This window comes from Paraburkholderia kururiensis (assembly GCF_034424375.1).
Classification (GTDB): domain Bacteria; phylum Pseudomonadota; class Gammaproteobacteria; order Burkholderiales; family Burkholderiaceae; genus Paraburkholderia; species Paraburkholderia kururiensis_A.
Genome location: NZ_CP139965.1, coordinates 3,172,935 through 3,199,630 on the forward strand (window position 1 = coordinate 3,172,935; position 26,696 = coordinate 3,199,630).

A 26,696-nucleotide genomic window follows, 5' to 3' on the forward strand; every position below is an offset into this window, starting at 1 on the left:
ACGGCTGCGTTGGCCGCGCCGCACGGCACCGCGGCCAACGCAAATTCAGGGCAAGCTCACGCCTTGAGCAAGAACTCAGGGCTCGTCCGCATCCGCGCCTGACAGCGCCTCGCCCAGCACACCGCTCGCCTCTTCGCCCGGCAGCGCTTCGACGTCGCGCAGCTTGCGGTTCATCGCCCGCGTACGTACCTCGGCGGCCTCGATGGAGCGCGTCACCGTTTCGAGCTGCGACTTCGTTTTCGCGAGCACGTCGCCGAACTTGCCGAACTCGGTCTTCACCGCGCCCAGCACCTGCCACACCTCGCTCGAACGCTTTTCGATGGCGAGCGTGCGAAAGCCCATCTGCAGACTGTTCAGCAGCGCCGTCAACGTGGTGGGGCCCGCGATGGTCACGCGATAGTCGCGCTGCAACAGGTCAGTGAGACCGGGGCGCCGCAGAATCTCCGCGTACAGCCCTTCGGTGGGCAGGAACAGCAGCGCGAAGTCCGTGGTATGCGGGGGCGCCAGATATTTCTCGGCGATGGTGCGCGCCTCGCCGCGCACGCGCGCTTCGAGCGCACGCCCCGCCTCGTCTATGGCCGCCACGTCGGCGCGTTCCTGTGCGTCGATCAGCCGTTCGTAGTCTTCGCGCGGAAATTTTGCGTCGATGGGCAACCATACCGGCGCCACGGTGCCCGTCGCGTCAGGACGGCCCGGCAGTCGAATTGCGAACTCCACGCGCTCGCCGCTCTTCGGCACCGTCGCGACGTTCTTCGCGTACTGGTCCGGCGTGAGCATCTGTTCGAGCAGCGCTTCGAGCTGCACTTCGCCCCAGGTGCCGCGCGTCTTCACGTTCGTGAGCACCTTCTTCAGGTCGCCGACGCCTGCGGCCAGCGTCTGCATTTCGCCCAGCCCGCGATGCACCTGCTCGAGCCGGTCCGACACCAGCTTGAACGATTCGCCGAGGCGCTGCTCGAGCGTGGCATGCAGCTTCTCGTCCACGGTGCGGCGCATCTCTTCGAGCTTCGTCGCGTTGTTCGCCTCGATGTCCTTGAGCCGCTGCTCGATCGTGGCGCGCACTTCGGCAAAACGCCGGTCGTTCGCTTCGGTCAGCTGCGACAGTTGCAGCGTGAGCGTGTCGCCGAAGCGCTTGAGCGTCGAGCCCTGTTCGTCGCGCGCCTGGAGCGCCTGCTGCTGCAGGCTCTGGCGCACGGCTTCGAGTTGCTGCGCGTTGGTCTCCGTGAGTTTGACGAGCTGTTGCGCGAAGCCGTCGATCTGATTGTTCTGCACGGTCGCGACGCTCGTGAGCTGCGTCGCGAGCGTCTGCTGGAATTGCGCGAGGCCGCTGCCCAGTTCGGTGCGAGAGGCCTGCGCCGTCTGCGCGATGTCCGTGCGCAGCTCGCGTTCGAGCCGCTCGGCGGTACGCATCTGCGCATCGTTGAATGCCGTGAGGCGGTCGGCCAGTTCGTCGAGCGCCGCTTGCGCCGAGCCATCGCGCCCGCGCATCGCCACCACCAGCGCGATCACGAGCGCCGCAGCCAGCACGATCACGGCAATCGACATCAACAGCATCGCCGTCATGAGCGTGCCCTTCCGATCACTTCAGGGTTGATGGGGTTCGGCGGCTGCCCCGCGCGCGGCCCTTCGCCGAGACCGGCAATCAGGTTGTCGGCGGCGAGATTGGCCATCGCACGGCGCGTGCGCTCCGTCGCGCTCGCGATATGCGGCGTGAGCACGATGTTGGGCACCGTAAGCAGCGCCGGGTTGAGGTTCGGTTCGCCTTCGAACACGTCGAGGCCGGCTGCGGCGATGCGCTTTTCCCGCAACGCTTCGGCAAGCGCAGCGTCATCGACGATACCGCCACGCGCAATGTTCGTGAGCGTGGCGGTGGGCTTCATCAACGCGAGTTCCGGCGCGCCGATGGTGTGGTGGTTCTCCGCCGTGTACGGCAGCACCAGCACGACGTGATCTGCCTCGCGCAGCAGTTCCGCCTTCGGCAGGTACGTGGCGTTCAGTTCGGCTTCGATCTGCGGCGCGACACGCGAACGGTTGTGATAGACGACGCGCATGTTGAAGCCGCGCGCGCGCCGCGCGAGCGCCTGGCCGATACGCCCCATACCGATCACGCCGAGCGTGGAGCCATAGAGATCGACGCCGAGAAAGCCGTCGTACGACCACTTCTGCCAGTGGCCCGCGCGCAGCCAATGCTCCGACTCCGCCATGCGCCGCGCGGCCGCCATCATGAGCGCCCAGCCGAAATCAGCCGTGGATTCGTTGAGAACATCCGGCGTGTTGGTACCCAGCACGTTGGCCGCATTGAACGCGGCCATGTCGAAGTTGTTGTAGCCCACCGCCATGTTGGACACGACGCGCAGCTTCGGCGCCGCCGCGAGCGTGGCCGCGCCGATGGGGTCGCCCGCCGTGAGCGCGCCGTCCTTGTCCGCGAGACGCCGCGCAAGTTCGTCGGCGCTCAGCACGTCGCCGTTGTTCCACTCCACGTCGAAGTGCTGCTTCAACCGCTCGATCACGTCCGGAAAGATGGGACGTGCCACGAGAATCTTCTGCATCGGTTTTCTCCGCTTTCTCAGTTTCCGTTTGCCCGTAAAGAGGCGTCAGAAAAATATCCACGTCGTCACGACGAACACCGGCAACAGCACGGCGCCCGACCACAGCAGGTAGCCGAAGAAGCTGGGCATGCGTATGCCGCGCGACTCCGCGATGGCCTTCACCATGAAATTCGGCGCGTTGCCAATATAGCTGTTCGCGCCCATGAACACCGCGCCGGCCGAAATCGCCGCGAGCGTGGTGGCGCCCGTGGTAGTCAGAGACGATGCGTCGCCGCCCGCGAGGTTGAAGAACACGAGGTACGTGGGTGCGTTATCGAGGAACGACGAAAGGAGTCCTGTCGCCCAGAAGTACATGGCGTCGCGTGGCTGGCCGGCGGCGTCGTTGACCAGATGCACGATACCGCCGAAGGCGCCGCCTTCGCCCGCGCGCAGGATCAGGATCACGGGCGCAATGGTCACGAAGATGCCCGCAAAGAGCTTCGCGACTTCCTCGATGGGCGCCCAGTTGAAGCCGTTGCCGATACGCGCCACGCGCGGCGTCACGGCGAGCGAGATCAGCGTGACCGCAACCAGCGCCACGTCGCGCACGGCGTTTTGCAGGGCAACGTGTACGCCCATGACGTCGAAGACCACGCCGGGCTTCCACAGACCGCTCGCGAGCACGAGCGCGACCACCGCCGCGAGCAGCAGCAGGTTGATCTTGCCGTCGATGCCGAACGACAGCGTGTCGGGCGTCGGGTCGAGCCTCGCCGGGCGCTGCTCCTCGCGGCGCGCCCAGTAGTAGGCATCGAGCGCGTAGAACAGCGCCAGCAGCACGCCGCAAACGAACAGCATGGGTAGCGCGAGGTGCTGGGTCGTCCAGAAGAAGCCCACACCGTTGAGGAAGCCGAGAAAGAGCGGCGGATCGCCGAGCGGCGACAGCGAGCCTCCTGCATTCGCCACGAGGAAGATGAAGAACACGACGACATGGACGACGTGCCGACGATTGTCGTTGGCGCGCAGGAGCGGCCGGATCAGCAGCATCGCCGCGCCTGTGGTCCCCGTGATGCTGGCGAGCGCGGTGCCGAGCGCAAGCATCGCCGTATTGACGCGCGCCGAGCCGTGCAGATTGCCGCGCACGCAGATGCCGCCGGCCACGGTATAGAGCGCCGTCAGCAGCACGATGAACGGGACGTATTCCTCCATGAGCGCATGCAACAGCGTGCGCCATGCGGTGCCCATGCCGAACGTCGCGCCGAACGGCACGATGAAGAGCGCAGCCCACGCGGCCGCGATCTTGCCGAAGTGGTGATGCCAGAAGGCCGGCGCGACAATCGGCAAGATGGCAATGGAGAGCAGCATGCCGGCGAACGGTACTGTCCATGAGGCCGACAGGGCGGCCGCATCGAGCGTCGCGGCAACGGCGGGCGCGGGCCACGCGGCCAACAAGGCAAACGTGGCAAATGCGGCAACGAGGGCCACGCCTGCGCTCGCGGCGTGTCGTGTCATGTTCGGATCCTTGTTGTTCAAGCGCCGTGGCGCGCCGTCAAGGTGAAACGTGACGGCGGCACGGCCAGTGGAATGGGTTCAACGCCCCGACACGTCGCTCGAAGCTGGGGGGCGACATGCCCGTGTGGCGGGGCGGGTTCGTGTTCGGCCGGTGTTCGATTCAGTCCAGTCAGTCCGGCTGCATTGCTCGTCCGCAGCGACCTGCGTTGAACGCATGGCGCAGCGGCACCAGGCAAGCCGCATGGCCCGCGCATGCGGCCTCGGGCACGCGGGTCACGCCCCACGCACGATGACCACATGCACGCGATAAGGACCGTGCGCCCCCAGCACGATGGTCTGTTCGATATCGCCGGTGCGCGACGGCCCCGAGACGAAGTTCACGGCACGAGGCAATTCGCCACGTTCGGCGCGAATGAGTGCGAACGCATCTTCCTGTCCCGCCACGATGCGCGAAGCCGGCACGATGGCGACGTGCGTTTCCGGCAGCAGCGCACCGGAGGCCCACGTCTCGGGTCCGGAGAGCAGCACCAGCGTGCCCGTCTCCGCGACCGCACAAAAGCAACCGGTCATGCCGACGAGGTCGGTGTCGACGGGCTTGCGGAATTCGATGGTGAGCCCCGCATCGGCCCAGGCCAGCTCAGTGAGCGTCGCCCACGCCACGCCGGTGAGCGGCAGGCCGTTCGCGTCCAGGTAGCCGCGAACGGCGGCGGGCACCTCGGCGAGCGTGTCCACTTCGTCCACCGTGGTCGCCATTCTGCCGGCGGCCTCGATGAAGCAGGTCTTCAGATCGGCGGGCAACGGTGGACGCGGGCCTGGCGGGTGACGCGCGACGTAATCGGCGGCCGCTTCGCGCTCCGGCGCGGTGGGTTCGGCGTCGCGCCCCTGTGCGGCGCGAATGCGCGCGAGGATGTTGCGGCGGGCAACGGATGTGTCCATGAAGCGGTCCTCGTGTCGTGGGCGGATCGAGTATCGCGGAATTATACCGGCGGGGTGTGCGCGACCGCGCGGGCAAACGGGCTATTCCAAACGGCCGGATAGTCGCAAACGCGCGGCAAATGCGCGGCCGTCGCAGCATGGGCGACGAGGCGGTTCCGCCGCCCCGCCGCAAAGCGCGTTCTATCTGCTATTTGCCCGAGGCTTCGTCTTCGGCCGGCTGCTCGATGCCGAACACCTGGCGCAGGTAGGCAAGGTACGCCTTGTCGTCGCACATGTTCTTGCCCGGCGAGTCGGAGACTTTCGCTACCGGTTGGCCGTTGCAGCGAACCATCTTGATGACGATCTGCAGCGGGTTGTAGCCGAGGTCGTTGGTGAGATTGGTGCCGACGCCGAAGGCCAGCTTGCAGCGGCCGCGGAAGCGCTCGTAGAGTTGCAGCACCTTGGGAATGTCGAGCGCGTCGGAGAACACGAGCACCTTGGTACGCGGGTCGCAGCGATTCGCCTCGTAGTGCCTGATGAGGCGCTCGCCCCAGTCGAACGGGTCGCCCGAGTCATGCCGCGCGCCGTCGAAGAGCTTGCAGAAATACATGTCGAAGTCGCGCAGGAACGCCTTCATGCCGTAGACGTCGGAGAGCGCGATGCCGAGGTCGCCGCGGTACTCCTTCGCCCACATCTCGAAGCCATAGATCTGCGAATCGCGCAGCCGCGGGCCCAGCGCCTGGCACGCCTGCAGATATTCGTGCGCCATCGTGCCGAGCGGCGTGAGGCCGTGCTTCATGGCGTAGAACACGTTGCTCGTGCCGGCGAACTGCGGGCCGAGGCCCTCCTTGAGCGTCAGGATCACTTCCTCGTGCCAGCGCTTCGAGAAGCGCCGGCGCGTGCCGTAGTCGGCGATCTTGCAGTCGGCGAACTCGGGCTTCGCGCCGAGCAGCGTGATCTTCTCGCGCAGCCGCTCGCGACCCACCGCGTAGTCGGGCTGCTGCTGCGTGTTGCGGAAGTAGACCTCGTTGACGATGGCGAGCACCGGAATCTCGAAGAGAATGGTGTGCAGCCACGGTCCTTTGATCTCGATGTCGATCTCGCCGTTGCCCTTCGGCGACGGCGTCACCGAAATGTATTTTTCGTTGAGCTGGAAGAGCGCGAGGAAGTCGACGAAATCGCTCTTGATGAAGCGCATCTGCCGCAGATAGTCGAGCTCGGGCTCCGTGAAACGCAGCTTGCAGAGCAGGCGCAGTTCACTGCGAATCTCGTCGATGTAGGGAACGAGGTCGACATTCGGCGTGCGGCAACGGAAGCGATATTCCACGCTCGCGGCGGGGAAATGATGCAGCACCACCTGCATCATCGTGAACTTGTACAGATCGGTATCGAGCAGCGAAGTAATGATCATGGTGAGCCAGCCGGACTGCGGTGGGACGGGCGAGCGGTCACGACGTCCGCGCGCACGCGCTTGAAGGACGCGCCCCCTGCGCCCTTTGGTCGCCATGTTACCCCAAGGCGTCGGCACGGCCCGCCGCCGGCACACCGGTGTGCCGAGGCCATCGCCCCGCGGCAGCCGCGGCGCCGCCCATAAACTAATCACCAAACGATATAACGCTGCCTGTCAGCGTGTGGATTCGTCTTTTGACGTTCAGTTACAATACCGCTTTTGGCGTTTTGCCACCCCGATACTGCAAGCAGGAGCTGCCTGAATGACTCACGTTGTGACCGAAAGCTGCATCAAGTGCCGCTATACCGACTGCGTCGATGTGTGCCCGGTGGACTGCTTTCGCGAAGGTCCCAACTTCCTCGCGATCGACCCGGACGAATGCATCGACTGCGCCGTGTGCGTGGCCGAGTGCCCGGTGAACGCGATCTACGCCGAAGAAGACGTGCCGGGCGACCAGCAGGACTTCATTCCGCTGAACGCCGAACTGGCGAAGGCATGGCCCAGCATCACGAAGACCAAGCAGCCGCTGCCGGAAGCCGACGAATTCAAGGACGTGAAGGACAAGCTGTCGCTGCTGCAGCGCTAAGCGCCATTGGGGCTTGCCACATTGGGGGCTTGCCAGCCAGGCCGCCCACGGCACGAGCTACGGCAAAACGCCGACGCGCAGGAAATGCGCCGGGCCGAAGCCCCAAGTATTGACAGATCCTGAAGCACCCCATAGAATTTCGTTTCTCTGCTTTTGTTGTTCCCCGATAGCTCAGTCGGTAGAGCGCCGGACTGTTAATCCGTAGGTCCCTGGTTCGAGCCCAGGTCGGGGAGCCAAGAAATTGCAAAAGCCCGTTAACCATAACGGGCTTTTTTACGTAGTGAACGGTTGTATTGCTGTTCCCCGATAGCTCAGTCGGTAGAGCGCCGGACTGTTAATCCGTAGGTCCCTGGTTCGAGCCCAGGTCGGGGAGCCAAAAGATATCGAAGGGATTACGTGTTTTCACGTAATCCCTTTTTTCTTTTCCAGGCGCGGGCTCCGACGCAGCCACATACGCCCTTCGCGCGCACGACGAGTTGCCGCGCGAGTTCGTCGATAATGTGGGTCTGCCATTCCTGCCGATCTGTCTACGATGAACCTCGCCCCACGCCCGCACCCCTTCTCCACGACGCCCAGGCCGCCCAGGCGTGCCGCCGCAGGTCGCGTTGCCGTGCTCGGTGCCGTATTCACCACCTTCATCGCAGCCACGATGGGCGCCGCACGCGCCGAGGAGATCGGCAGCGTCAACACGAATTTCCGCATCACGGGCTCCGACCGCGTCGTGGTCGAGGCCTATGACGATCCGCTCGTCAACGGCGTCACCTGCTATGTGTCCCGGGCGCGCACGGGCGGCATCAAGGGCACGCTGGGCGTGGCCGAAGACCCGACGGAGGCGTCCATCGCATGTCGTCAGGTGGGGCCCATCCACTTCGCGGGCACGCTCAAGCAGCAGTCCGACGTATTCACCGAACGCATGTCGTTCATCTTCAAGACGCTGCACGTGGTGCGTGTCGTGGATGCGAAGCGCAACGCGCTTGTCTATCTCACCTACAGTGACCGCGTGGTGAGCGGCAGCGCGAAGAACAGCGTGAGCGCCGTACCTGTGCCTGCGGAAACGCCGATTCCGTTGAAGTAGGCCAGCCGCACACGACTGAGGACTGAAGAGCCCGCAAACCCGAAGCCATGACCGTCACCCGCTTCCGCGATTCCGCGCATTACTGGCGCACGCCGCTGTTGCCCGGTGCGGACCTGCTCACCGCCGAATATCACGATCACGAGTTCACGCCGCACTGGCACGACGCCTACACGATTCCCGTGATCGAGGAAGGCGCGGAGCGCTATCGCTACCGCGCCACGCACTACGTGGCCGAAGCGGGCAGCGTGCCGGTGATCAATCCCGGCGAGGTGCATACGGGTTCGCGCGCCGTGGACGAAGGCTGGCGCTACCGCGTCATGTACGTGCCGATCGAGTACATGCACCACCTCGCGCACGACATCGCGAGCTGCACTCAGCCGCTGCCCTGGTTCGACGCCGACGTGATCCGCGACCCGGACCTGGCGCGTCGTCTCTCACGCGCGCATCAATTGCTCGAAGCCGGCGCCGCCGGATTACCGGCCACGGCGGGAACACCGCAAGCGGACCCGCTTGCCGCCGAATCGGCATTGCTCGACGCGCTCTCCACGCTGCTCGTTCGCTACGGTCGCACGCAACCCGAACGCGTGTTCCGCCCGGCAGGCGATCCGCGTGTGGCAACGATGAAAGAGCGTCTCGCCAGCAATCTCGCCACGCCGCTTCTGCTCGCCGACCTGGCGGCGGCGGTCAGCCTCTCGCCGTTTCACGCGGCCCGTCTTTTCGCCGAGGCCACGGGGTTGCCGCCGCACGCCTGGCGCAACCAGATCCGCCTGCAACGTTCGCTTGCGCCCCTGCGTGCGGGCCGGCCCGTGGCCGAAGTCGCGGCGGCGAGCGGCTTCGTCGATCAAAGCCATTTCACACGCCATTTCCGCCGCATGTTCGGCGTGCCGCCGGGGCGCTGGCAGGCGGCATAAGCGCCGCGGGCGAACAATCGTCCTCACCCCGCAAGAACGTACAAGCCATCTTCTCGCGCCCTCCGTTAAGCTCGCGGCAAAAGGAGGAGAGAGTGACCCGTTCCATTCGTTTCAAAGACTTCACGGCGGGCGCGCGCGACACGATTCCGATGATGGTGGGCGCCGCTCCGTTCGGCGTCATCTTCGGTACGCTCGTCACGTCGGGACCGCTTCACGTGTGGCAAGGACAGCTAATGTCCCTCGCGGTATTCGCCGGCTCGGCGCAGTTCATCGCGCTCGGCCTGATTGCGGGCAGCGCGAGCTTCCCGGTCGTGCTCGGCACCACGTTCGTGGTGAATCTGCGGCATCTGCTGTACAGCGCGACGCTCGCGCCCTATGTGGCGCATCTGCCGCTGCGCTGGCGGCTCGTGCTCGCCGGCCTGCTCACCGACGAGGTGTTCGCCGTGGCCTGGGCCCACTATCGTCGGCAGCCGCAAGGGCGGTTCGACGCCATCGGCCCCTGGTACTTCTTCGGCTCCGGGCTCGCCATGTACGTGAACTGGCAGTTGTGGACGGCGGCCGGGCTGCTGTTCGGCGCGGCGTTCCCGGGTCTGCAGTCGCTCGGGCTCGACTTCGCGATGGTCGCGACCTTCATCGCCATCGTCGTGCCACAGCTCGTCGCCGTCCGCTACTTCGCGGCGGCCATCACCGCCGGCACGCTGGCGCTGCTCTGGCAGGCCTGGCCCTACAAGCTCGGGCTGCTGGGCGCCGTGCTCGCGGGCGTCGCGGTGGGCGTCGCGCTGTCGCTGCCGGGCGCCTCGCGCGGACGCGCCGTGGAGGCAAACCGATGAACTACGCGCTCCTCATCCTCGGCATGGCGCTCATCACCTGGGCGATCCGCGCGGCCGTCTTCGTACTGGGCGACCGCGTCGTCTTTCCGCCGCTCGTGCGCACGGCGCTCGGCTTCGTGCCCGTCACCGTGCTCACAGCGCTCATCGTTCCCATGGCGATCGCGCCGCACGGCAGTCCGGAACTGACGTGGCGCAATCCGCAGCTCGTCGGGGCGCTCGCGGCCGTTGCGGCGAGTGCGCTGACGCGCCGGCCGCTGCTCACTATCGCCGTCGGTCTCGCCGTGTTCTTTGTCTGGCAGGGCATCGTGCTGCGTTAGCGCCACCGGGCATTTCCCTCCGACGCAAGCCCCCGGCGCCACGCCCGGGGCCCGGCGTTTCCTGCGCTGCGTCATGGCTTGCTCAAGTTTCGTCCTCGCGGGCCGTTAAACAGATCGAAGTCCGCCGATCGAAGTCCGCTTTTTCGCGCCGGCTCCGGCCGTGGTGCCCGCAGGCCTTGCGGCGCGAATGCACCCGGATCGCGCCTGAATCGCACGCGGCGCGTCGTCCGTTCACAGAGCCGTCATGAACGCGAAGACGCCAGCAACCCGCGCGAAGGACGCACCGCCGGCACACAGCAGATACGCCACGGCGCCACCGACAGGGGCGGACCGGGAAAACGGGATAACCACATGGGCCAGATCACCCTTACGCTGAAGGAAGAAACCCTTGCGTCGCTACGCAAGGATTTCGACGCGTTCCTGCGCGTGTCGCTCAAGCTCGACCCGCAGTTCGCGACGCCTTCGTTCGAGGACTTCCTGCGCGCGAAGCTGCTCGACAACATGGTGCCGCTCACCGAGCACGCGGTGCAGCGCATGCTCCAGGGCGGGCAGTACGCGTGGGCCAAGCGCACCCTCGACAAGGAATTTCCGGACGTCGTCGCCATCCTGATGCGCCAGGCCGCCGAGTACGGCTTTGGTTTCGCCGCCCGCTCCGAATGGACGCCCGACGAACTCGCCCGGCACTGCCGCGACTGGGCCACGGCGATCGTCAACGAAGCCCAGGCCGCGCCGAACCTGATCGATCCGCTCTCGGCGCAGATCAAATCGGCCGTGCAGGACATCCAGACGCTCGAAGAAGTGATGCAGACGCCGGCGTGGCGGCTCGCGGAATCGCTGCGCCAGCGCATCTACGAGGCGAAGATCGCCTGCGAAACGAGCGTGGGCAGCGCATCGCGCGAAAAGCTGGGCGAGTTGCGCGGGCTGCTGCGCCTCGGCATTTCGCACGGCTCGTTCCAGAAGCAGGAAGCGCAGCAGATCATGGAGTACCTGCGCCTGCTCAAGCCCGAGATCTTCGTCGAAGAACCCTACGACGTGTTCGCCCGTCTCGCCGCGTGGCTGCGCAACGTCTTCACACCGCCCGTACGCAACCAGCAACAACAGCAGCGTCAATCGCGCTGAGGGCGGTTCGCCTACCGCTTCGGCTTCAGCTTCAGTGCGATATTCCGCGCGGTAGCCTCGCTCAGTCCCACATCTTCCTGAGCTTCGCCGCAATCTCCACCTTGGCGTGAGCCGCCGCAGCCAGCCCCGCCGCCGTCGGCGCGGCAACGACCGGCGCGGGCGGCCACGCGCGCGCCTCGAACAGCGGCAGCAGCGGCGCCGGAATGAAGCGCGTGCGCGAGGCCCAGACGTGCCGGTCGCCCGATTGCGTCTGGTTGTGCACGTAGAACCGCTGCGGCACCACGATGTGCAGGTCTTCCTTCGCGCGCGTCATCGCCACGTAGAGCAGGCGGCGCTCCTCGTCGATCTCTTCGTCGCTGCCCGTGCCGAGGTCGGACGGAATGCAGCCGTCCACGCCGTTGAGCACGAACACGTTGCGCCACTCCTGGCCCTTCGCCGAATGGATCGTGGAAAGAATCAGGTAGTCCTCGTCGAGCAGCGGCACGCCGGACTCGCCGCTCGTGGCATCGGGCGGATCGAGCGTGAGTTCCGTGAGAAAGCGTTCGCGCGACGGGTACGTGCCCGCGATGCTCTCCATCTGCAGCACGTCCGCGTGGCGCATGGCGGCGTCTTCGTGATTGCGTTCCAGATGCGGTTCGTACCAGCGGCGGATCAGCTCGAACTCGGCGGGCCACGCGCTCGCGCGCGAGCAGACCGTCGACATCATCGCGACGAACGCGGCCCAGTCTTGCGCGGCCCGCGGCGGCGGCGCGAACGCCGCGAGAGCCTCGGCCGTATGCCAGGTGCCCTGGCAGGCCGCGACCTGGTCGAGCAGCCGCGCCGCCGTGGCCGGTCCGACGCCGGGCAGCAACTGCACCACGCGAAAGCCGGCCACGCGGTCGAGCGGATTTTCCGCCCAGCGCAGCACGGCAAGCACGTCTTTCACATGCACCGAGTCGAGAAAACGCAGGCCGCCGAACTTGACGAACGGAATGTTGCGACGTGCCAGTTCGACCTCGAGCGCCGCGCTGTGGTGCGCCGCGCGAAACAGCACGGCCTGCGACTTCAGTTTCATGCCCGCCTCGCGCGCCTCCAGCACCTGCTCGACGACATAGCGTGCCTGCGTGGCTTCGTCGCCCACAGTGACGAGCCGCGGACGCTGCGCGCTTGCGCGCTCGGTCCAGAGCTGCTTCGCGAAGCGCTCTTTGGCGAGCCCGATCACCGCATTCGACGCCTCGAGAATGGGCGCCGTGGAGCGATAGTTGCGCTCGAGCATGACCTGCCGCGCGGGCGGATCGAACTGCGCGGGGAAGTCGAGGATGTTGCGCACCGTGGCGCCGCGAAACGAATAGATGGCCTGGGCGTCGTCGCCCACTACGGTGAGGCCGCGCCCGTCGGGCTTGAGCGCGAGCAGGATCGACGCCTGCAGGCGGTTCGTGTCCTGATACTCGTCCACGAGCACGTGATCGAAGCGCGCGGAGAGTTCCGCGGCGAGCGCGGGCTCGGCGGCCATGTGCGACCAGTAGAGCAGCAGGTCGTCGTAGTCGAGAACGTTCTGCGCCTGCTTCGCCTCGACGTAGCGGGCAAAGAGTGCGCGCAGGTCCGCCTCCCATTCGCAGCACCACGGAAACGCGCGGGCGAGCACGTCGGCGAGAGACGCGCCGGTATTCACGACGCGCGAATAGATCGAGAGACAGGTGGACTTCGACGGGAACCGCCGTTCCTTCGCCGAAAACCCGAGTTCGTGACGCACGAGGTTGACGAGGTCCGCGGAGTCTTCGCGGTCGCTGATCGTGAAGCCCGGCGCGAGGCCGATGCGCTCGGCGTACTCGCGCAGAAGCCGCGCGCCCACGCCGTGAAACGTGCCGGCCCACATGAGCCCGTGCGCGAGTGCCGCTGCTGCGCCCGGCACGCCGGCGGCGATGCGCGTGACGCGGCGGGTCATTTCGTCGGCGGCGCGGCGCGAGAAGGTGAGCAGCAGAATGCGATGCGGGTCCGCGCCGTTCACGACGAGATGCGCCACGCGATGCGCAAGCGTATTGGTCTTGCCGGAGCCCGCGCCGGCGATCACCACGAGCGGCGCGGGCGCGCCAGGCTCGCCGACGCCGTGCTCGACGGCCGCACGCTGGGCGTCGTTGAGCTTCGCGAGCCAGGCGGAGACTTTCGACGCGACTTCCGGCGCAACGGCCGACGCCATTCCGGCCGCCGGGCTTGCGCCGCCAAGGGCAGCAACGTCCTCGACGAGGGCAGACGAATCGCGAACAGAAGCGGAAACCGGGGGGGAAACGGAAGGCACGGCGTAAGCAGAACGGGACGATGGCGACGCACACTGTATATCCATACACCCTCGCGAGACAAGCGCGCCGAACCCTCGCCCGCCCGCGCACCCGCGAACTGCGCGCAATCCGTTCGACGCGGCGGCGCCCGCGGGCTTATGATGCGAGCCCTTGAATCCGATCTCCTCGCGTGCGCCATGCCCAATCTCGATTTCCCGCTCACCGGCGACTACGTCGAACTCCACAACCTGCTGAAGATCACCGGCCTCGCCGACAGCGGCGGCGCGGCCAAGCAGCTCGTGGCGGCAGGTGAAGTGAAGGTGGACGGCCAGGTGGAGCTGCGCAAGACGTGCAAGATCCGCGCGGGGCAGGTCGTGCTGTTCGGCGACACGCGCATCGCCGTGCGCGAAGCCGATTGAAAGAAACTGCACCAGAAACGGGCCTTTTCATCGACAGCCGGCCGTTCCCGCAATAAGCTGTTCGTCCCGAAAGAAATCAGAAGAAACGCGGCGCGCCGACACGCTCGCGCCGTCTTTCCCTTCCCATGACCCAGCAATCGAGCTTCTCGCGCGCGGGCACGAGGCCGCCCACGCTTTCCCGTCACGCCGCCGACACCGCCCGCCTCGCCGCCCCGCTCGCCATCGCGCAGCTCGCCCAGATGGCGATGAGCGTGACCGACACGGTGCTGCTCGGCTCCCTCGGCGCCGATGCGCTCGCCGCCGGCGGCCTCGGCGCCGCGCTGTACTTCGTCGTCGTGACCCTGCTGCAAGGCGTGCTCACCTCCGTGAGCGTGACCGTGGCCAACGCGCGCGGCGCGCGCAACGAGCATCACGTGCCGCATATCTACTGGACCGGCTTCGTGCTGTCGCTCCTGCTCACCGTACCGGCGTTCGTGCTGCTCTCGTTCGCCACGCCGATCCTGCTTGCGTTCGGCGAACCGCCGCTGCTCGCGCGCAACGTGGGCGAGTACTGCGCCGTGTTGCGCTGGGCCGCACCGGCGAGCCTCGCGGGCATCGGGCTGCTGCGCTCGTTTCTGCCGGCCATCGGCGCGGCGCGGCGGCTGCTCGGTGTCTCGATTGCGAGCGTCTTCGTCAATGCGTTTCTCAACTACGGACTCATCCACGGCGCGTACGGACTGCCCCGGCTCGGCTTTCTCGGCTCGGCTGCGGCCACCACGCTCACCGTCTGGCTCTCCGCGCTCGTGCTCGCGGCGCTGCTCCATTTGCGGCCGCGCTACCGGCACTTCGTCGCCGCACGGCGTCCCACCGTGCCGCTGATGGGCGAGCTGTTCGGCATCGGCTGGCCGGTGGCGATCACGTACGGGGTCGAATCGACGCTCTTTCTCGCAACCGGGCTCATGGCGGGCGTGCTCGGCGAAGCACAGCTCGCGGCGCACCAGATCGCGCTCAACGTGGCGTCCGTGTCGTTCATGGTGCCGCTCGCGATCGGCCAGGCGGCCAATGTGCGCGTCGGCTTCTGGGAAGGCGCGGGGCAGCCGCTCGCTGCGCGCCATGCGGGCTTCGTCGCGCTCGCGCTCGGCGTCGCGTTCATGTCGCTCTCGGGGCTCGTGCTGATCGTCGCGCCGCACTGGATCGTCGGGCTCTACCTCAAGCTCGACGACCCAGCCAACGCGAGCACGGTCACACTCGCCGCGTCGCTGCTCGGCGTGGCGGCGATCTTCCAGATCGTCGACGGCATGCAGACGGTCGCCTCGGGCTGCCTGCGCGGCCTCAAGGACACGCGCATACCCATGATCGCGGCGGCGTTCGGCTACTGGGGCATCGGCTTTCCGACCGGCTACACGCTCGCGTTTCACTTCGGCCTCGGCGCACGCGGGTTGTGGTGGGGACTCGCCGCGGGGCTCGCGAGCGTGGCCGTCCTGATGACGCTGCGCTTTCACCGCCTGAGCCTTCAGCGAAAGCCCGGCTCGGTGCAAGACGGCCGTTCGTCGTGATGTCAAAGCGGCGGGCGAACGAAGCATCGCAGCACGACGGCGATAAGCAACGCACGGATGGTTGGTTGGTGGCGCCCGAGACGCGCGCTACGATGAAGCCGTTTTCCGTGACACTCCTCTGACAGGGTTGGGCCCGCGCGATGCGCGGGCTTTTTTTCGCGCACGCCCCCCCGCCTCACGCCCCACGCTATGCCGGCAGCCCAGCCTGCCTTAACAATTGCCCGTAGAATGTTCTTCACAACAGGGTACCGGCCCCGTCAGGCCGGTGCCGACAACACCACCGTGGAGAACGAGGCGTGCTGCCGTACATCGACCGGTCCGTCGCAGCCCTGTGGCGCAGGCGCGTCCGCGCAACGCCTGTTGCATGCGTTCGCCATGAGGCGCCCACCGGGTTTGCGCGCCTGCTCTCAAGCCTTCTGCTCGCCTTCGTTGCAGCGCTCGCGCTCGGCGCCTGCGCCACGCGCCCGCCCGCCACGGCCTACCCGCGCGACGTCACGCACGCGCTGCCGCCCGGCGCTTCCACGCCCCTAGCCGAAGCCCTCGCCGCACCCGTCAAGGCGCACGGCGGCCAGTCGGGATTCAGACTGCTCTCCGCCGGCACCGAGGCCCTGCAGATGCGCATTGCGCTCGCGCGCGCCGCCACCCAAACCCTCGACATGCAGTACTACATCGCCAACGAGGACACCACCGGCAAGCTGCTGCTGGGCGCGGCACTCTATGCGGCCGATCAGGGCGTTCGGGTGCGCATGCTGGTCGACGACCTGAACTTCAAGGACATCGACAAGCTGATGGCCGCGCTCAACACGCATCCGAAGATCGAGATTCGCGTGTTCAATCCGTTCGGCAGCGAGCAGTTGAGCATGTTCGAGCGCACCACGGACCTGTTCACGCGCATCGACACCTTCACGCGCCGCATGCACAACAAGGCGATGATCGTGGACAACCAGCTCGCCATCGTGGGCGGACGCAATCTTGGCGACGAGTATTTCAACGCGAGCCCCACGCTGGAGTTCCGCGATCTCGACATGCTCGCCGCCGGTCCCATCGTCGCGGACATCTCCGCGAGTTTCGATCGCTACTGGAACAGTGCGAGCGCCTATCCACTGCGCGTGCTGAACCGCCAAAGCTTCGACCCGCACGATCTCGACGAAGCGCGCGACGCGCTGCGCGAGCACTGGCGTGAGAATGCCGATCCCTACGATGCCAAGCCCATCAACGCGACGCCGCTTGCGCAGCAAATCGCGCGTGACGAGCTGGGTCTCGTCTGGGCGCCCGCGGAATTCAAGGCCGACACGCCCGACAAGGTGGCCGTGCCGAAGGCCGACTACAAGAGCCCGCCCGCGCAGCGGCTCTTCGAGCTGATGCGCGGCGCGCACGAGAGTCTGCTGGTCTTCTCGCCCTACTTCGTGCCGCACGAAGTGGGCGTGAACGCGCTCTCGCAGCTCACGGCACGCGGCGTGCACGTGGCGATTCTCACGAACTCGCTGGCGGCAACCGACGCCGTCGCCGTGCAGGCCGGCTACAGCCCCTACCGCGTGCCGCTGCTCGAGCACGGAGTCGATCTCTACGAATTCAAGCCGGTGCAACGCGACCGCAGCGTGGGGCTCACGGGGTCGCGCTCGCGCGCGAGCCTGCACGCGAAGGCCTATGTGATCGACCGCCGCACGCTCGTGATCGGCTCGCTGAATCTCGATCCGCGTTCGGTGCATCTGAATACCGAGCTCGCGCTCATCGTGCACAGCCCGCAGATCGCGGGCCAGGTCGCGGAACTCTTCAAGAGCGCCACGGCGCCCTCGGCGAGCTATCGCGTGCAACTGGCCTCGCCGCAAGAGGCCGCGTCGCTGAGGCGCATCGGCGCGCCGCCCTCGCCGCTCGTGTGGACCGGTGAGGACGACGGCAAGATGCGCACCTACAACTTCGACCCGCAGGCAGGTTTCTACAGGAATCTGCTGACCGGGCTATTCTTGCTGTTGCCGGTGGACGACCAGCTCTGAAGCCCGCCGCGCCTTGACCCACCCGCCCGCGCGGACGTCCCCGAAGCAAAGAATTGCGGCGCACGGTTTCACGACGATGCGCCATCCACCCAGAGCCTCTGCCGGTTGCGGCCGTCCCGCGACCGGCAACGCTCGTCATACGGAGCGAAGCTATGACCGAAGACGTCAGAATGGAGCGCGACACGTTCGGCGAAATCGCCGTGCCCAACGCGCAGCTATGGGGCGCGCAGACGCAGCGCTCGCTGCAGAACTTCCGCATTTCCACCGAAAAGCAGGCGCCCGAAATCATCACGGCGCTCGCCACCATCAAGCGCGCTGCCGCGCAGGTGAATCTCGAACTGGGCGTGCTGGACGAAGCAAAGGCGCGCGCCATCATGAGCGCCGCGGACGAGATCATCGCAGGCAAGCACGCCCACGAGTTCCCGCTCGCCGTGTGGCAAACGGGCTCGGGCACGCAGACCAACATGAACCTCAACGAGGTGATCGCGAACCGCGCGAGCGAATTGCTGGGTGGCGTGCGCGGCGAAGCGCGCAAGGTGCATCCGAACGACGACGTGAATCGCGGCCAGTCGTCGAACGACGTGTTTCCCACCGCAATGCACGTCGCGGCCGCGGTGGGCATCGTCATGCACCTGCTGCCCGCGCTGAAGACGCTGCGCGAGACGCTCGACGGCAAGGCAAAGGCCTTCGCGGATATCGTGAAGATCGGCCGCACGCACCTGCAGGACGCCACGCCGCTCACGCTCGGCCAGGAATTTTCGGGCTACGTTGCGCAGCTCGATCAGGGCATCCGGCATGTGGAGTCGACGCTGCCGCATCTCTACGAACTCGCGCAGGGCGGCACGGCGGTGGGCACGGGACTCAACGCGCATCCGCAATTCGCGCAGAAGGTGGCCGAAGCCATCGCGAAGCTGACCGGGCTGCCCTTCGTCACGGCGCCCAACAAATTCGAAGTGATGGCCGCGGCCGACGCGCTCGTCTTCGCGCATGGCGCGCTCAAGACCGTGGCCGCGAGCCTCATGAAGATCGCGAACGACATCCGCTGGCTCGCGAGCGGCCCGCGCTGCGGGCTCGGCGAACTGTCGATTCCGGAGAACGAGCCGGGCAGCTCGATCATGCCCGGCAAGGTGAATCCCACGCAGTCCGAAGCGGTCACGATGCTCTGCTGCCAGGTGTTCGGCAACGACGTGGCCGTGAACATGGGCGGCGCGAGCGGCAATTTCGAGCTCAACGTGTATCGCCCGATGATCGCGCATAACGTGCTGCAATCGGTGCGGTTACTCGCCGACGGCGCGCGCAGTTTCAACGACAACTGCGCGGTGGGCATCGAGCCGAATCGCGAGCGCATCGACGCGCTGCTCAACGAGTCGCTGATGCTCGTGACCGCGCTCAATCCGCACATCGGCTACGACAAGGCCGCGCAGATCGCCAAGAAGGCGCACAAGGAAGGCACCACGTTGAAGGCTTCGGCGCTCGCGCTCGGCTACGTGACGGAGCAGCAGTTCAACGAGTGGGTGCGGCCGCAGAACATGGTGGGGCGGCCGTCGGGCAAGGGCTGACCGCGTCGGCGAGCAACTCGGGCGTGGCGCAGGCGTTCACTGCCTGCACCCCGCCACGCAAGCCGTTCGAACCGTTCACACCACGCCCGCCGCGACCTCTTCGGGCTTGAGTTCGACGATGGCGTCGAGCGCTTCTTTCACGTCCATCGCGTAACGGGCGAGGCGTTTCTGCTCGTCGGTCTCGGGCACGAAGGACGGCACCGGCACGGGCGTGCCCGTTTCGTCCACGGCAACGAACACGACGAGGCAGTCGGTGGTCTGGCGCAGCTGTCCGCTCTTCGGGTCGCCCGCGTGCACCGAGACGTGGATGTGCATGCTGGTGCGCCCCGTCGCCACGACGCGCGCGTGCAGCTCGACCATGTTGCCGACATGAATGGGGCGCCGGAACCGGATGTTGCCCACGCTCACCGTCACGCAATAGCGGCTCGACCACACGGCCGCGCAGGCATAGGCGGTTTCGTCGATCCACTTCATGAGCGCTCCGCCATGGACCTTGCCGCCGAAATTCACCGAGCTTGGCTCGGCCAGAAACCGGAACGTGGTTTCGGAACGGTCGTGTGCGTTCGAGGGCGTGCTCATCTTGACTCCGGTCATTGACTCCGCTCGTGCGGATGTATATGGAAGGAGCCGATTATACGGGGCGCCATAAAGCGCGTTGGTGGTTCCGTGGGGAGGCGACCCGAGCAGGCCGCTGCATTACTTGCTGTGGTAGCTGATGCCTTCGTCGATGGTGCCGTACATCGTGATGCCGCTTTCCCCGCCCGACGACTGAGACGATCCGCCAGCGGCACAGGCGCTACAGAGAACGCAGGCAAGCATGGCGGCAACGATCCAGGAACATTTCATGGCGGGCGGGACGGCTGACATCGGAAAGCTGAAGTCACCGATTCTAGCGCAGGGCCGGTAAGCGCCGCAGAGGGCCGCCCCGTGCAGCCCACGCTTCACCTCGCCCTGAAACGTCGAATGCCGGCATCCGCTACAGTGCAGACGAAACAGGCCAATCGCGCAGCGCGCCGCGTCCGGTTGCTGCACCGCTGCACCGAAAGGAGGTCCCGATGTCCCTGCCCCACTCCGCCGATTCCAGCCACTTCCCGGGGCTTTCGCGTATCGGCGCGCTGCTTGCCGACCCCGGCCGCGCCGCCATGCTGTGGGCGCTCATGGACGGCAGCGCCCGTCCCGCCGGCGAACTCACGCTGATCGCGGGACTTTCGCCCTCGGCCGCGAGCGCCCATCTCGCGCGGCTCACGGAAAGCGGACTGCTCGCGCTCGAAGTGCGCGGCCGCCACCGCTACTTCCGCATCGCCACACCGGAAATCGCGGCGTCGATCGAGGCCCTTGCGCATCTAGCCGAAGCCGCCGCGCCGCAACGGCCGGCCCCGCGTCCGGCGCGCACCGTGCCTGTCGACATGCGCTACGCGCGCACCTGCTACGACCACATGGCGGGCGAACTGGCCGTGAACGTGTTCGACCGGCTGGTCCGCGACGGACTGCTGAGCGCGCACGGCGACGAACTCGACGCCACGCCGGCCGGCGCCGTGCGGCTTGAGGACTGGGGCATCGACGTCGCCACGCAGCGTCGGCGACGCCGGCGGTTTGCATGCACGTGCCCCGACTGGAGCGAACGCCGGCCGCACCTGGGCGGCTCGCTCGGCGCGGCGCTGCTCGATGCCTGGACCGCGCGCGGCTGGGTGGAGCACACGGACCGTCCGCGCATTCTTCGCATCACGCCGCCGGGTAAGCGCGCGTTCGACGAATTTTTGTCGGACTGATTGCCCGGTCACATGAGGAGCCGCGCAGCCCCACAAGACAGCCGGCCGCGAGGCGTCCGAAGGTCTCCGAATTCGGGGACAAATTTTGTTACAGCGCACCACGGAGCCCTTACAAATGACTGCCCCTTGAAACACGCACGGCGGATAGAGTGAATCCGAGGGAGCGCCGCCAGCCGCGATCGTGCGCGGTGGCTCCGCTCCGTCGGAGACACACAATGAAACCGCACGCCACATCGCTCACGCTGTCTCAACACTCAGGTCCCACGGTTCGCATCAGTCGCGTGCGCCGCGTCAGCCGCCCGGCCGTCATCGTCTGCGCGGCGCTCGCCGCGTTCAACGTCGCCACCTTGCCGGCGCTCGCGCAAACGCCGCCCCTCGCACCCAATGCACCCGGTGCAGCGGTCGCGCAAGCCGGCGACCCGCCCGGGCGCGTCGCGCGGCTCGACTACATGGCCGGCGCCGTGACCACGCAGCCCGCAGGGGCATCCGACTGGTCGTACGCGCAGATCAACCGGCCGCTCACCACGGGCGACCAGCTCTGGAACGACCGCAACGCGCGCTCGGAACTGCACATCGGCTCCACGGCCGTGCGCATGGACGAAGAGACGAGTCTCGACGTCCTCAATCTCGACGACACCTCGACGCAATTGAAGGTCGCGCAGGGCACGCTCTCGACTCACGTCCGCTCACTGCCGCCCGGCAGCAGCTATGAGATCGACACGCCGAACCTCGCGCTCGGCGTGAACGGCGCGGGCGACTATCGCGTGGACGTCGCGCCCGACGGCAGCACCACCACCGTCACGGTGCGACGCGGCAGTGCCACCGTGTACGGCGACGGCGGCCAGATGCCCGTCGAGGCGGGTCAGCAGATCCAGTTCGCGGGCACGAACCTGCAGCAGGTCGCCGCAAGCGGCGCGCCGGCGCCGGACGTGTTCGACCAGTGGAGCGGCGCGCGCGACGCGGCCGAAGACCGCTCGGTGTCCGCGCGCTACGTCTCGCGCGAGATTCCGGGCTACCAGGACCTCGATGCCAACGGGTCCTGGCGCGACGATCCGCAATACGGCAACGTCTGGGTCCCGAACGCGGTGCCGGCCGGCTGGGCGCCCTATCACGACGGTCACTGGGTGTGGCAGGCGCCGTGGGGCTGGACCTGGGTCGACGACGCGCCTTGGGGCTTCGCGCCGTACCACTACGGCCGTTGGGCCTACGTGGACGACACGTGGGCCTGGGTGCCGGGTCAGGTGGTGGAGGCCGCGCCGCCCGTCTATGCCCCGGCGCTGGTGGCGTTCGTGGGCGGTGGGGGCGGCGGCGTCGACTGGGGCGTGAGCCTCACGCTGGGCGGCGCAGCGGCGGCAGGCGTGGCGTGGTTCCCGCTCGGCCCGGGCGAGCCGTGGCATCCGCGCTGGTGCAACTGGAGCCCGCGCTACTACGAACGCGTGAACCAGCCTGTCGTGATCAACAACTACCGCAACAACGTGAACATCACCAACATCACGAATGTTCACAACACCTACATCAACTACCGGGCGCCGGGCGCGATCACGGCTGTGCCGGCCACGGCGTTCGTGCACGGACAACCCGCCTCACGATTCGCGCAGAAGGTCGATCCGCGGCAGTGGCAACACGCCAGGATCGAACCGGGCACGCCGGGCATCGCGCCGGTGCGCGAGAGTTTCGGCCCGGGCTTGCGTAACGCCGGCTTCCGGCCACCCGCGAGCGCGGGCGAGCGCCAGGTGGTCGCCACGCGGCGGCCCGTCGCGCCGCCGGCCTTCCACGATGCACTGGCGCAGCGCGCGGCGCACGGCGGCGTGGTGCCGGGCGCGGGCGCGCCGGTCGTGAGGACGTCGGTGCCGGCGCGCAGCGGGTTAATCGGCAACGTGCTGCATAACCCTGCGGCGCAGGCCATTCCGAACGTGAGACTCGTGCCGCCGCATTCGCCGACGCTGGCCGCGGAAGGGATGAGGGGGCCGGGGCATCAACAGCCCTTCAACGGACAAGCGGGACAGCCCGGACAAGCGGAGCGACCCGGCGCGCGACCTGGCATGCCGACAGCCGGCGCGGTTCCTCAGGCGGCACAACGGCCCGGCATGGCGCCCGTACCGGGCGGCGCGCGACCGCAACCCGGCACGCCGATGGCCGCGCTCGAGCGGCAGCCGCAGCCCGGCAATGGCGTGCCGAGGCCGCCACAACCCGGCATGCGCGCGGAGAACGGCATGCCGCGCGGCGCCGTCGCCCCAGGCGCTCAGCAGCCGCAACCCGGCGAAGCGAACGCACGGCGCGAGCCCGTCTGGACCCAACCCCACACGCCGATGGCCATGCAAGGCCAGCCGCGCGTCAACGGCGCACAGGCCGTGCCGCAAGAACAGCGTGGCGCCCCCCAAGGTGGACAGCCCATGCCTCGCACACCCGAGGCTGCGGGCCAGCAGCGTCAGGCGTTTGCGCCGCAAGGCGGCCAGCCTGTGCCGCATGCGCCGGAGGCCGCGGGCCAGCAACGTCAGGCCTTCGTGCCGCAAGGCGGCGCGCAGGCTGCGCGTGTGCCCGAAATGCGCGCGCAGCCGGGCGGCCAGCCCCAGGTACACCAGCCACAGCCGCGCGAAGCCGTCCGGGGACCACAGGAAGCGGTGCAAGCGCCGCGCCCGCAGTTCGAGCCGCGCGCTCCGATGGCGGCCCCGCAGGTGCAGCAGCCGCGGCCAGAAGTACGCGCACCGCAGGCGATGCAGCCGCGTGCGGAAATTCGTCCGCAGTCTCAACCTCAGCCGCGTGCCGAGTTCCGTCCGCCGCCGCAGCAACCGCGTGCCGAATTCCACCCGCAGCCTCAACCGCAGCCGCAACCTCAGCCGCGTCAGGAGTTCCATCCGCCGCCGCAGACCGTCCAGCCGCACGCGGCGCCCGCGCCCACCGCCGGTCAGCACGACGAGCACCGGCACGGCTAGGGGGCGGGCTTGCCCGCGAAGGGAGAAAGGTCCCTGTGCAAATAAAAACGCCCGCGCTGCGAAATCGCAGAGCGGGCGTGATCGTTTGAGGTATTGGGGCGCGACCGTTTCAGTCCTGCAACGCTACGGCGGCACGTGAAGGCCGCCGCATCGCACGTCGACTTAAACGGCCATGGGTGCCGTCAGCGGTTCGTGGTGCCGATATCCCGCCAGCGAAAAATCCGACGGCTCGATCTGCTCCAGCCATTGCGGCTCATAGACGCCGGTCTTCGCGTAGTCGGGCACCCGGTCCGAAATGACGAGCCGCGGGCTCTCGTACGGCTCGCGCGTGAGTTGCTCGCGCAGCATCGGCAGCTGGTTTTCGTAGATATGGGCGTCGCCGATGAAGTAGGTAAACCAGCGCGGCGTGTAGCCCGTGAGGCGCCCCACCAGGTGAAGCAGCACCGCGCCTTCGGTGAGGTTGAACGGCGTGCCCAGCCCCACGTCGTTGCTGCGGATGTAGAGGCACAGCGAAATCTCGCGACGGGCGGCGTTCGGCAGGAACTGGTACAGCAGGTGGCAAGCCGGCAGCGCGATCTGATCGAGCACCGCCGGGTTCCAGGCATGGAACAGGATGCGGCGGTCGGCCGGGTTCTGCATGATCGTGTCGAGACATTGGCGCAACTGGTCCACCGCCTTGTACAGCAGCACCTTCTGCACGCCCGCCTCTTCGAACTGCGTCACTACGTTGAAGCCGCGCGCCTGCGCGTCGGCCAGCTGCGCCGTCGCGGACGCATGGAGCACCTTGTAGGCCGGCCACCGGCGCCATTGCACGCCGTAGACGTCGCCGAGGTCGTCCGGCCCCTCGCGGTACGGATTCGCGAGCCACTGGGCGTTCTCGTTTGCGTTGGCGTCCCACACCTTGCAGCCGAGCGCGCGGAAGTCCGCGGCGCTGCGCGAAGCGCGCAGAAAGCCCACGAGTTCGCCTACCGCCGACTTGAACGCCAGCTTCTTCGTGGTGACCGCGGGGAAGCCCTGCTGGAGGTCGAAGCGCATCATCGCGCCCGGCATGCTGATGGTGCGGATGCCGGTGCGGTTCTCCTGCCACGTGCCGGTGTCGAGAATCGTGCGGACGAGGTCGAGGTACTGTTTCATTCGGGGGGCTTCCTTCGGGCCGGCGCGGCGCCGTTTGGATGAACTGAAGCCCCCGATTCTAGCAAGCGCGCGTGCGGCTCACCTGGCGCATCACAGATGCGGGACACTCGCCGGCAAGTCCCCGCCCTGATGGCCGAGATCGCCCTCCATGTGGCGCATGCCGTGCGCGCACAGCAGCCGGTACAGCGTGACGCGCGAAATGCCGAGTTCCTGCGCCGCGTCGCCGAGGCGCCCGCGATGACGCAAGAGCGCAAGTTCGATGGCCTGGCGCTCGGCCGCTTCGCGCGCCTGCGCGAGCGAGACCGGCACGATCTCCACGTACTCGGAGAGTTCGAGGTCGCGCGCCGTGATGGCGCGTCCCTCCGACATCACGATGGCGCGCCGCACGCGGTTGATGAGTTCGCGCACGTTGCCGGGCCAGCTGTAGTTGTGCAGCGCCGCGATGGCGTCGGGCGAAAAACCGCGCAGACGACGGCTCGCGTCCTTGCGAAAGCGTTCGAGCATGTGCCGCGCGAGCAGTTCGATGTCCTTGCCGCGCGCGCGCAGCGGCGGCTCGTCGATCTGCAGCACGCACAGGCGGTGATAGAGATCCTGCCGGAAGCGCCCTTCGATCATCGCGGTCTGCATGTCTACGTGCGTGGCCGAGATGATGCGCACATCCACGGGAATGGATTGATGCCCGCCCAGCCGCTCCACCTTGCCTTCCTGAAGGAAGCGCAGCAGGCTCGCCTGGCTTTCGAGCGGCAGATCGCCGATTTCGTCGAGAAACAGCGTGCCGCCATTGGCAGCTTCCACGCGCCCGATCTTGCGCTGGTTCGCCCCCGTGAAGGCGCCGCGCTCGTAGCCGAACAGTTCGGACTGCAGAAGATGCGGCGGAATGGCGCCGCAGTTGATGGGCACGAACGGCGCGTTGCGCCGCGCGGAGCGCTCATGAATCGCGACCGCGGTGAGTTCCTTGCCTGTGCCGGATTCGCCCGAGATGAAAACCGGCGCATCGGTCATCGCTACTTTGCGGATGGAGCGAAAGAGCGCGAGCATCGCGTCGCACGAGCCCACCATTTCGCCCTCGGCGCCCGTGGTGGATTCGTTCGATGCCGGCTCCCCCAGTTCCACCATGCCGAACGCGTGGCCCACCGAATCCACCACGCGTTCGCCCGTCCAGGGCATCGTTACATAGTCGAAACAGTAATCGCGGACCAGCCGGCGCAGCGACGCGTCCTGCAGTTGCCCGGCCGTCGTGGCCGCCACCCAGCCCACGTTGGGCATGGTGAGACACGACTCGAAGGTCACGATTTCATGCGGCTGAAACCGGCTGGCGAGGTCCAGCAGACCGCCGGCCGTGCTGCCGGCGCGGACAGCGCGGCGCACGTCGCGCGCGCTTTCCACGACATCGACATGCCAGCCACGGTCGCGAAAGCGCGAACTCAACTCCGGGCTGGGGTTGCGCGTGACATAAACGAGTTGCCGTGTTGCGGGTTCCATTCTTCAGATCCTCTCGTCAACGTGCGCTCGAAACTGCGACAGCACGCCCCTGATTCTCCGGACATGCGGACGGCGGGCGGCATTTGCCCTATGGCAAAAAATACCGAACGACCATTTCATTTTTGTGTGGACGGCTGATACCCGAAAGCGGCATGTGTGCGTTCAAACGGCCGAATGAGATTTTTTTTAAAAGTCGGCTCGTGTCAGGAGCTTACTATACGCGTCGTCCGGCCAACAGCAAATATTCAAATTAGATCGCTCTGCGCCATATGCAACAAGGCTGTGCGACATCGGCGCAAGTCTGACGAATTACATAAAACGTTTTCTGCGCCATTGCGATGATTACCTCTGCAATGTGACTACCGCATTGCGGAATAAG

General features: G+C 67.1%; 22 protein-coding genes and 2 tRNA genes. 14 read left to right on the forward strand and 10 right to left on the reverse strand.

Translation table 11 applies throughout. From position 1 onward, the window contains the following. Positions 1-75 precede the first annotated feature (75 nt). From U0042_RS14085 to pncB, 5 genes are all read right to left on the reverse strand, one after another. Positions 76-1,560, reverse strand: a complete 1,485-nt coding sequence (locus tag U0042_RS14085; protein ID WP_114810254.1) for a DNA recombination protein RmuC — start codon at positions 1,558-1,560, stop codon at positions 76-78. After that, complete coding sequence (locus U0042_RS14090; RefSeq protein ID WP_114810253.1) at positions 1,557-2,546, reverse strand: 2-hydroxyacid dehydrogenase; 990 nt, start codon at positions 2,544-2,546, stop codon at positions 1,557-1,559. The genes U0042_RS14085 and U0042_RS14090 overlap by 4 nt, the downstream gene beginning before the upstream one ends. Before the next feature lie 45 nt (positions 2,547-2,591). After that, positions 2,592-4,034, reverse strand: a complete 1,443-nt coding sequence (locus U0042_RS14095) for a sodium:proton antiporter (protein WP_114810252.1) — start codon at positions 4,032-4,034, stop codon at positions 2,592-2,594. Between the two features lie 273 nt (positions 4,035-4,307). Beyond that, a complete protein-coding gene (locus U0042_RS14100) occupies positions 4,308-4,970 on the reverse strand; it encodes a LutC/YkgG family protein (protein ID WP_114810251.1) in 663 nt (220 codons plus the stop codon). A 187-nt stretch (positions 4,971-5,157) separates the two neighbouring features. Then, positions 5,158-6,360 (reverse strand): nicotinate phosphoribosyltransferase, encoded by a 1,203-nt coding sequence (pncB, locus tag U0042_RS14105; protein WP_114810250.1) that lies wholly within the window; start codon positions 6,358-6,360, stop codon positions 5,158-5,160. A 301-nt stretch (positions 6,361-6,661) separates the two neighbouring features. Between pncB and fdxA the strand changes: the two genes are divergently transcribed. The 8 genes from fdxA (at position 6,662) to U0042_RS14145 (ending at position 11,237) form a co-directional block, all read left to right on the forward strand. Beyond that, the gene (fdxA, locus tag U0042_RS14110) at positions 6,662-6,985 is read left to right on the forward strand and encodes a ferredoxin FdxA (RefSeq protein ID WP_017774646.1); all 324 of its coding nucleotides are present in this window, start codon (positions 6,662-6,664) and stop codon (positions 6,983-6,985) included. Between the two features lie 160 nt (positions 6,986-7,145). Next, a tRNA-Asn gene (locus U0042_RS14115) sits at positions 7,146-7,221 on the forward strand. A gap of 64 nt (positions 7,222-7,285) precedes the next feature. Next, positions 7,286-7,361 (forward strand) — tRNA-Asn (locus U0042_RS14120). A 273-nt stretch (positions 7,362-7,634) separates the two neighbouring features. Then, positions 7,635-8,060 carry a CreA family protein gene (locus U0042_RS14125; protein ID WP_232833313.1) on the forward strand — a complete coding sequence of 142 codons (426 nt, stop codon included), beginning with the start codon at positions 7,635-7,637 and terminating at the stop codon, positions 8,058-8,060. 47 nt (positions 8,061-8,107) lie between these two features. Beyond that, entirely contained in the window at positions 8,108-8,971 is an 864-nt protein-coding gene (locus U0042_RS14130) for an AraC family transcriptional regulator (RefSeq protein WP_114810248.1), read from the forward strand. Positions 8,972-9,120: 149 nt separating this feature from the next. Continuing rightward, positions 9,121-9,801: an AzlC family ABC transporter permease gene (locus U0042_RS14135; RefSeq protein ID WP_232833312.1), complete on the forward strand. Its 681-nt coding sequence runs from the start codon at positions 9,121-9,123 to the stop codon at positions 9,799-9,801. Continuing rightward, positions 9,798-10,118, forward strand: coding sequence for an AzlD domain-containing protein (locus tag U0042_RS14140; protein ID WP_114810246.1), 321 nt, complete (start codon positions 9,798-9,800; stop codon positions 10,116-10,118). Before U0042_RS14135 ends, U0042_RS14140 begins: the two co-directional genes overlap by 4 nt. Before the next feature lie 351 nt (positions 10,119-10,469). Continuing rightward, on the forward strand, positions 10,470-11,237 hold the full coding sequence (locus U0042_RS14145; protein WP_114810245.1) for a DUF4088 family protein: 768 nt from the start codon (positions 10,470-10,472) through the stop codon (positions 11,235-11,237). Between the two features lie 61 nt (positions 11,238-11,298). Here U0042_RS14145 and U0042_RS14150 read toward each other — a convergent pair whose 3' ends face one another. Then, positions 11,299-13,413 carry an ATP-dependent helicase gene (locus U0042_RS14150; RefSeq protein ID WP_114810244.1) on the reverse strand — a complete coding sequence of 705 codons (2,115 nt, stop codon included), beginning with the start codon at positions 13,411-13,413 and terminating at the stop codon, positions 11,299-11,301. Positions 13,414-13,689: 276 nt separating this feature from the next. Here U0042_RS14150 and U0042_RS14155 point away from each other — a divergent pair, with 276 nt between their 5' ends. The 4 genes from U0042_RS14155 (at position 13,690) to fumC (ending at position 18,999) form a co-directional block, all read left to right on the forward strand. Further along, complete coding sequence (locus tag U0042_RS14155; RefSeq protein WP_017774638.1) at positions 13,690-13,911, forward strand: RNA-binding S4 domain-containing protein; 222 nt, start codon at positions 13,690-13,692, stop codon at positions 13,909-13,911. Between the two features lie 125 nt (positions 13,912-14,036). After that, positions 14,037-15,446: an MATE family efflux transporter gene (locus tag U0042_RS14160; protein ID WP_114810243.1), complete on the forward strand. Its 1,410-nt coding sequence runs from the start codon at positions 14,037-14,039 to the stop codon at positions 15,444-15,446. 401 nt (positions 15,447-15,847) lie between these two features. Beyond that, on the forward strand, positions 15,848-17,440 hold the full coding sequence (locus U0042_RS14165) for a phospholipase D family protein (RefSeq protein WP_114810395.1): 1,593 nt from the start codon (positions 15,848-15,850) through the stop codon (positions 17,438-17,440). A gap of 152 nt (positions 17,441-17,592) precedes the next feature. Further along, positions 17,593-18,999, forward strand: coding sequence for a class II fumarate hydratase (gene fumC, locus U0042_RS14170; RefSeq protein ID WP_114810242.1), 1,407 nt, complete (start codon positions 17,593-17,595; stop codon positions 18,997-18,999). 75 nt (positions 19,000-19,074) lie between these two features. On the opposite strand, the gene U0042_RS14175 is transcribed toward fumC, so the two are convergent. Together U0042_RS14175 and U0042_RS14180 are read right to left on the reverse strand one after the other, a co-directional pair. Next, positions 19,075-19,578 (reverse strand): acyl-CoA thioesterase, encoded by a 504-nt coding sequence (locus U0042_RS14175; protein ID WP_114810394.1) that lies wholly within the window; start codon positions 19,576-19,578, stop codon positions 19,075-19,077. Between the two features lie 117 nt (positions 19,579-19,695). Further along, complete coding sequence (locus U0042_RS14180; RefSeq protein WP_269814036.1) at positions 19,696-19,818, reverse strand: hypothetical protein; 123 nt, start codon at positions 19,816-19,818, stop codon at positions 19,696-19,698. 236 nt (positions 19,819-20,054) lie between these two features. On the opposite strand from U0042_RS14180, the gene U0042_RS14185 reads away from it, so the two are divergent. Then, the gene (locus U0042_RS14185; RefSeq protein WP_114810240.1) at positions 20,055-20,768 is read left to right on the forward strand and encodes an ArsR/SmtB family transcription factor; all 714 of its coding nucleotides are present in this window, start codon (positions 20,055-20,057) and stop codon (positions 20,766-20,768) included. A gap of 215 nt (positions 20,769-20,983) precedes the next feature. Further along, positions 20,984-23,701: a DUF6600 domain-containing protein gene (locus U0042_RS14190; protein WP_114810239.1), complete on the forward strand. Its 2,718-nt coding sequence runs from the start codon at positions 20,984-20,986 to the stop codon at positions 23,699-23,701. A 162-nt stretch (positions 23,702-23,863) separates the two neighbouring features. Here the strand turns inward: U0042_RS14190 and U0042_RS14195 are convergent, their stop codons facing one another. Both U0042_RS14195 and U0042_RS14200 read right to left on the reverse strand, forming a co-directional pair. Beyond that, positions 23,864-24,835 (reverse strand): thymidylate synthase, encoded by a 972-nt coding sequence (locus U0042_RS14195; RefSeq protein WP_114810238.1) that lies wholly within the window; start codon positions 24,833-24,835, stop codon positions 23,864-23,866. A 90-nt stretch (positions 24,836-24,925) separates the two neighbouring features. Beyond that, entirely contained in the window at positions 24,926-26,317 is a 1,392-nt protein-coding gene (locus U0042_RS14200) for a sigma-54 dependent transcriptional regulator (RefSeq protein WP_114810237.1), read from the reverse strand. Positions 26,318-26,696: the final 379 nt, after the last annotated feature.

Excerpts from the sequence above, each read along its gene's own strand:
- U0042_RS14085 (WP_114810254.1), bottom strand. The coding sequence starts at position 1,560 with ATGACGGCGATGCTGTTGATGTCGATTGCCGTGATCGTGCTGGCTGCG.
- U0042_RS14090 (WP_114810253.1), bottom strand. The coding sequence starts at position 2,546 with ATGCAGAAGATTCTCGTGGCACGTCCCATCTTTCCGGACGTGATCGAG.
- U0042_RS14095 (WP_114810252.1), bottom strand. The coding sequence starts at position 4,034 with ATGACACGACACGCCGCGAGCGCAGGCGTGGCCCTCGTTGCCGCATTT.
- U0042_RS14100 (WP_114810251.1), bottom strand. The coding sequence starts at position 4,970 with ATGGACACATCCGTTGCCCGCCGCAACATCCTCGCGCGCATTCGCGCC.
- pncB (WP_114810250.1), bottom strand. The coding sequence starts at position 6,360 with ATGATCATTACTTCGCTGCTCGATACCGATCTGTACAAGTTCACGATG.
- fdxA (WP_017774646.1), top strand. The coding sequence starts at position 6,662 with ATGACTCACGTTGTGACCGAAAGCTGCATCAAGTGCCGCTATACCGAC.
- U0042_RS14125 (WP_232833313.1), top strand. The coding sequence starts at position 7,635 with ATGGGCGCCGCACGCGCCGAGGAGATCGGCAGCGTCAACACGAATTTC.
- U0042_RS14130 (WP_114810248.1), top strand. The coding sequence starts at position 8,108 with ATGACCGTCACCCGCTTCCGCGATTCCGCGCATTACTGGCGCACGCCG.
- U0042_RS14135 (WP_232833312.1), top strand. The coding sequence starts at position 9,121 with ATGATGGTGGGCGCCGCTCCGTTCGGCGTCATCTTCGGTACGCTCGTC.
- U0042_RS14140 (WP_114810246.1), top strand. The coding sequence starts at position 9,798 with ATGAACTACGCGCTCCTCATCCTCGGCATGGCGCTCATCACCTGGGCG.
- U0042_RS14145 (WP_114810245.1), top strand. The coding sequence starts at position 10,470 with ATGGGCCAGATCACCCTTACGCTGAAGGAAGAAACCCTTGCGTCGCTA.
- U0042_RS14150 (WP_114810244.1), bottom strand. The coding sequence starts at position 13,413 with ATGGCGTCGGCCGTTGCGCCGGAAGTCGCGTCGAAAGTCTCCGCCTGG.
- U0042_RS14155 (WP_017774638.1), top strand. The coding sequence starts at position 13,690 with ATGCCCAATCTCGATTTCCCGCTCACCGGCGACTACGTCGAACTCCAC.
- U0042_RS14160 (WP_114810243.1), top strand. The coding sequence starts at position 14,037 with ATGACCCAGCAATCGAGCTTCTCGCGCGCGGGCACGAGGCCGCCCACG.
- fumC (WP_114810242.1), top strand. The coding sequence starts at position 17,593 with ATGACCGAAGACGTCAGAATGGAGCGCGACACGTTCGGCGAAATCGCC.
- U0042_RS14175 (WP_114810394.1), bottom strand. The coding sequence starts at position 19,578 with ATGAGCACGCCCTCGAACGCACACGACCGTTCCGAAACCACGTTCCGG.
- U0042_RS14180 (WP_269814036.1), bottom strand. The coding sequence starts at position 19,818 with ATGCTTGCCTGCGTTCTCTGTAGCGCCTGTGCCGCTGGCGGATCGTCT.
- U0042_RS14185 (WP_114810240.1), top strand. The coding sequence starts at position 20,055 with ATGTCCCTGCCCCACTCCGCCGATTCCAGCCACTTCCCGGGGCTTTCG.
- U0042_RS14190 (WP_114810239.1), top strand. The coding sequence starts at position 20,984 with ATGAAACCGCACGCCACATCGCTCACGCTGTCTCAACACTCAGGTCCC.
- U0042_RS14195 (WP_114810238.1), bottom strand. The coding sequence starts at position 24,835 with ATGAAACAGTACCTCGACCTCGTCCGCACGATTCTCGACACCGGCACG.
- U0042_RS14200 (WP_114810237.1), bottom strand. The coding sequence starts at position 26,317 with ATGGAACCCGCAACACGGCAACTCGTTTATGTCACGCGCAACCCCAGC.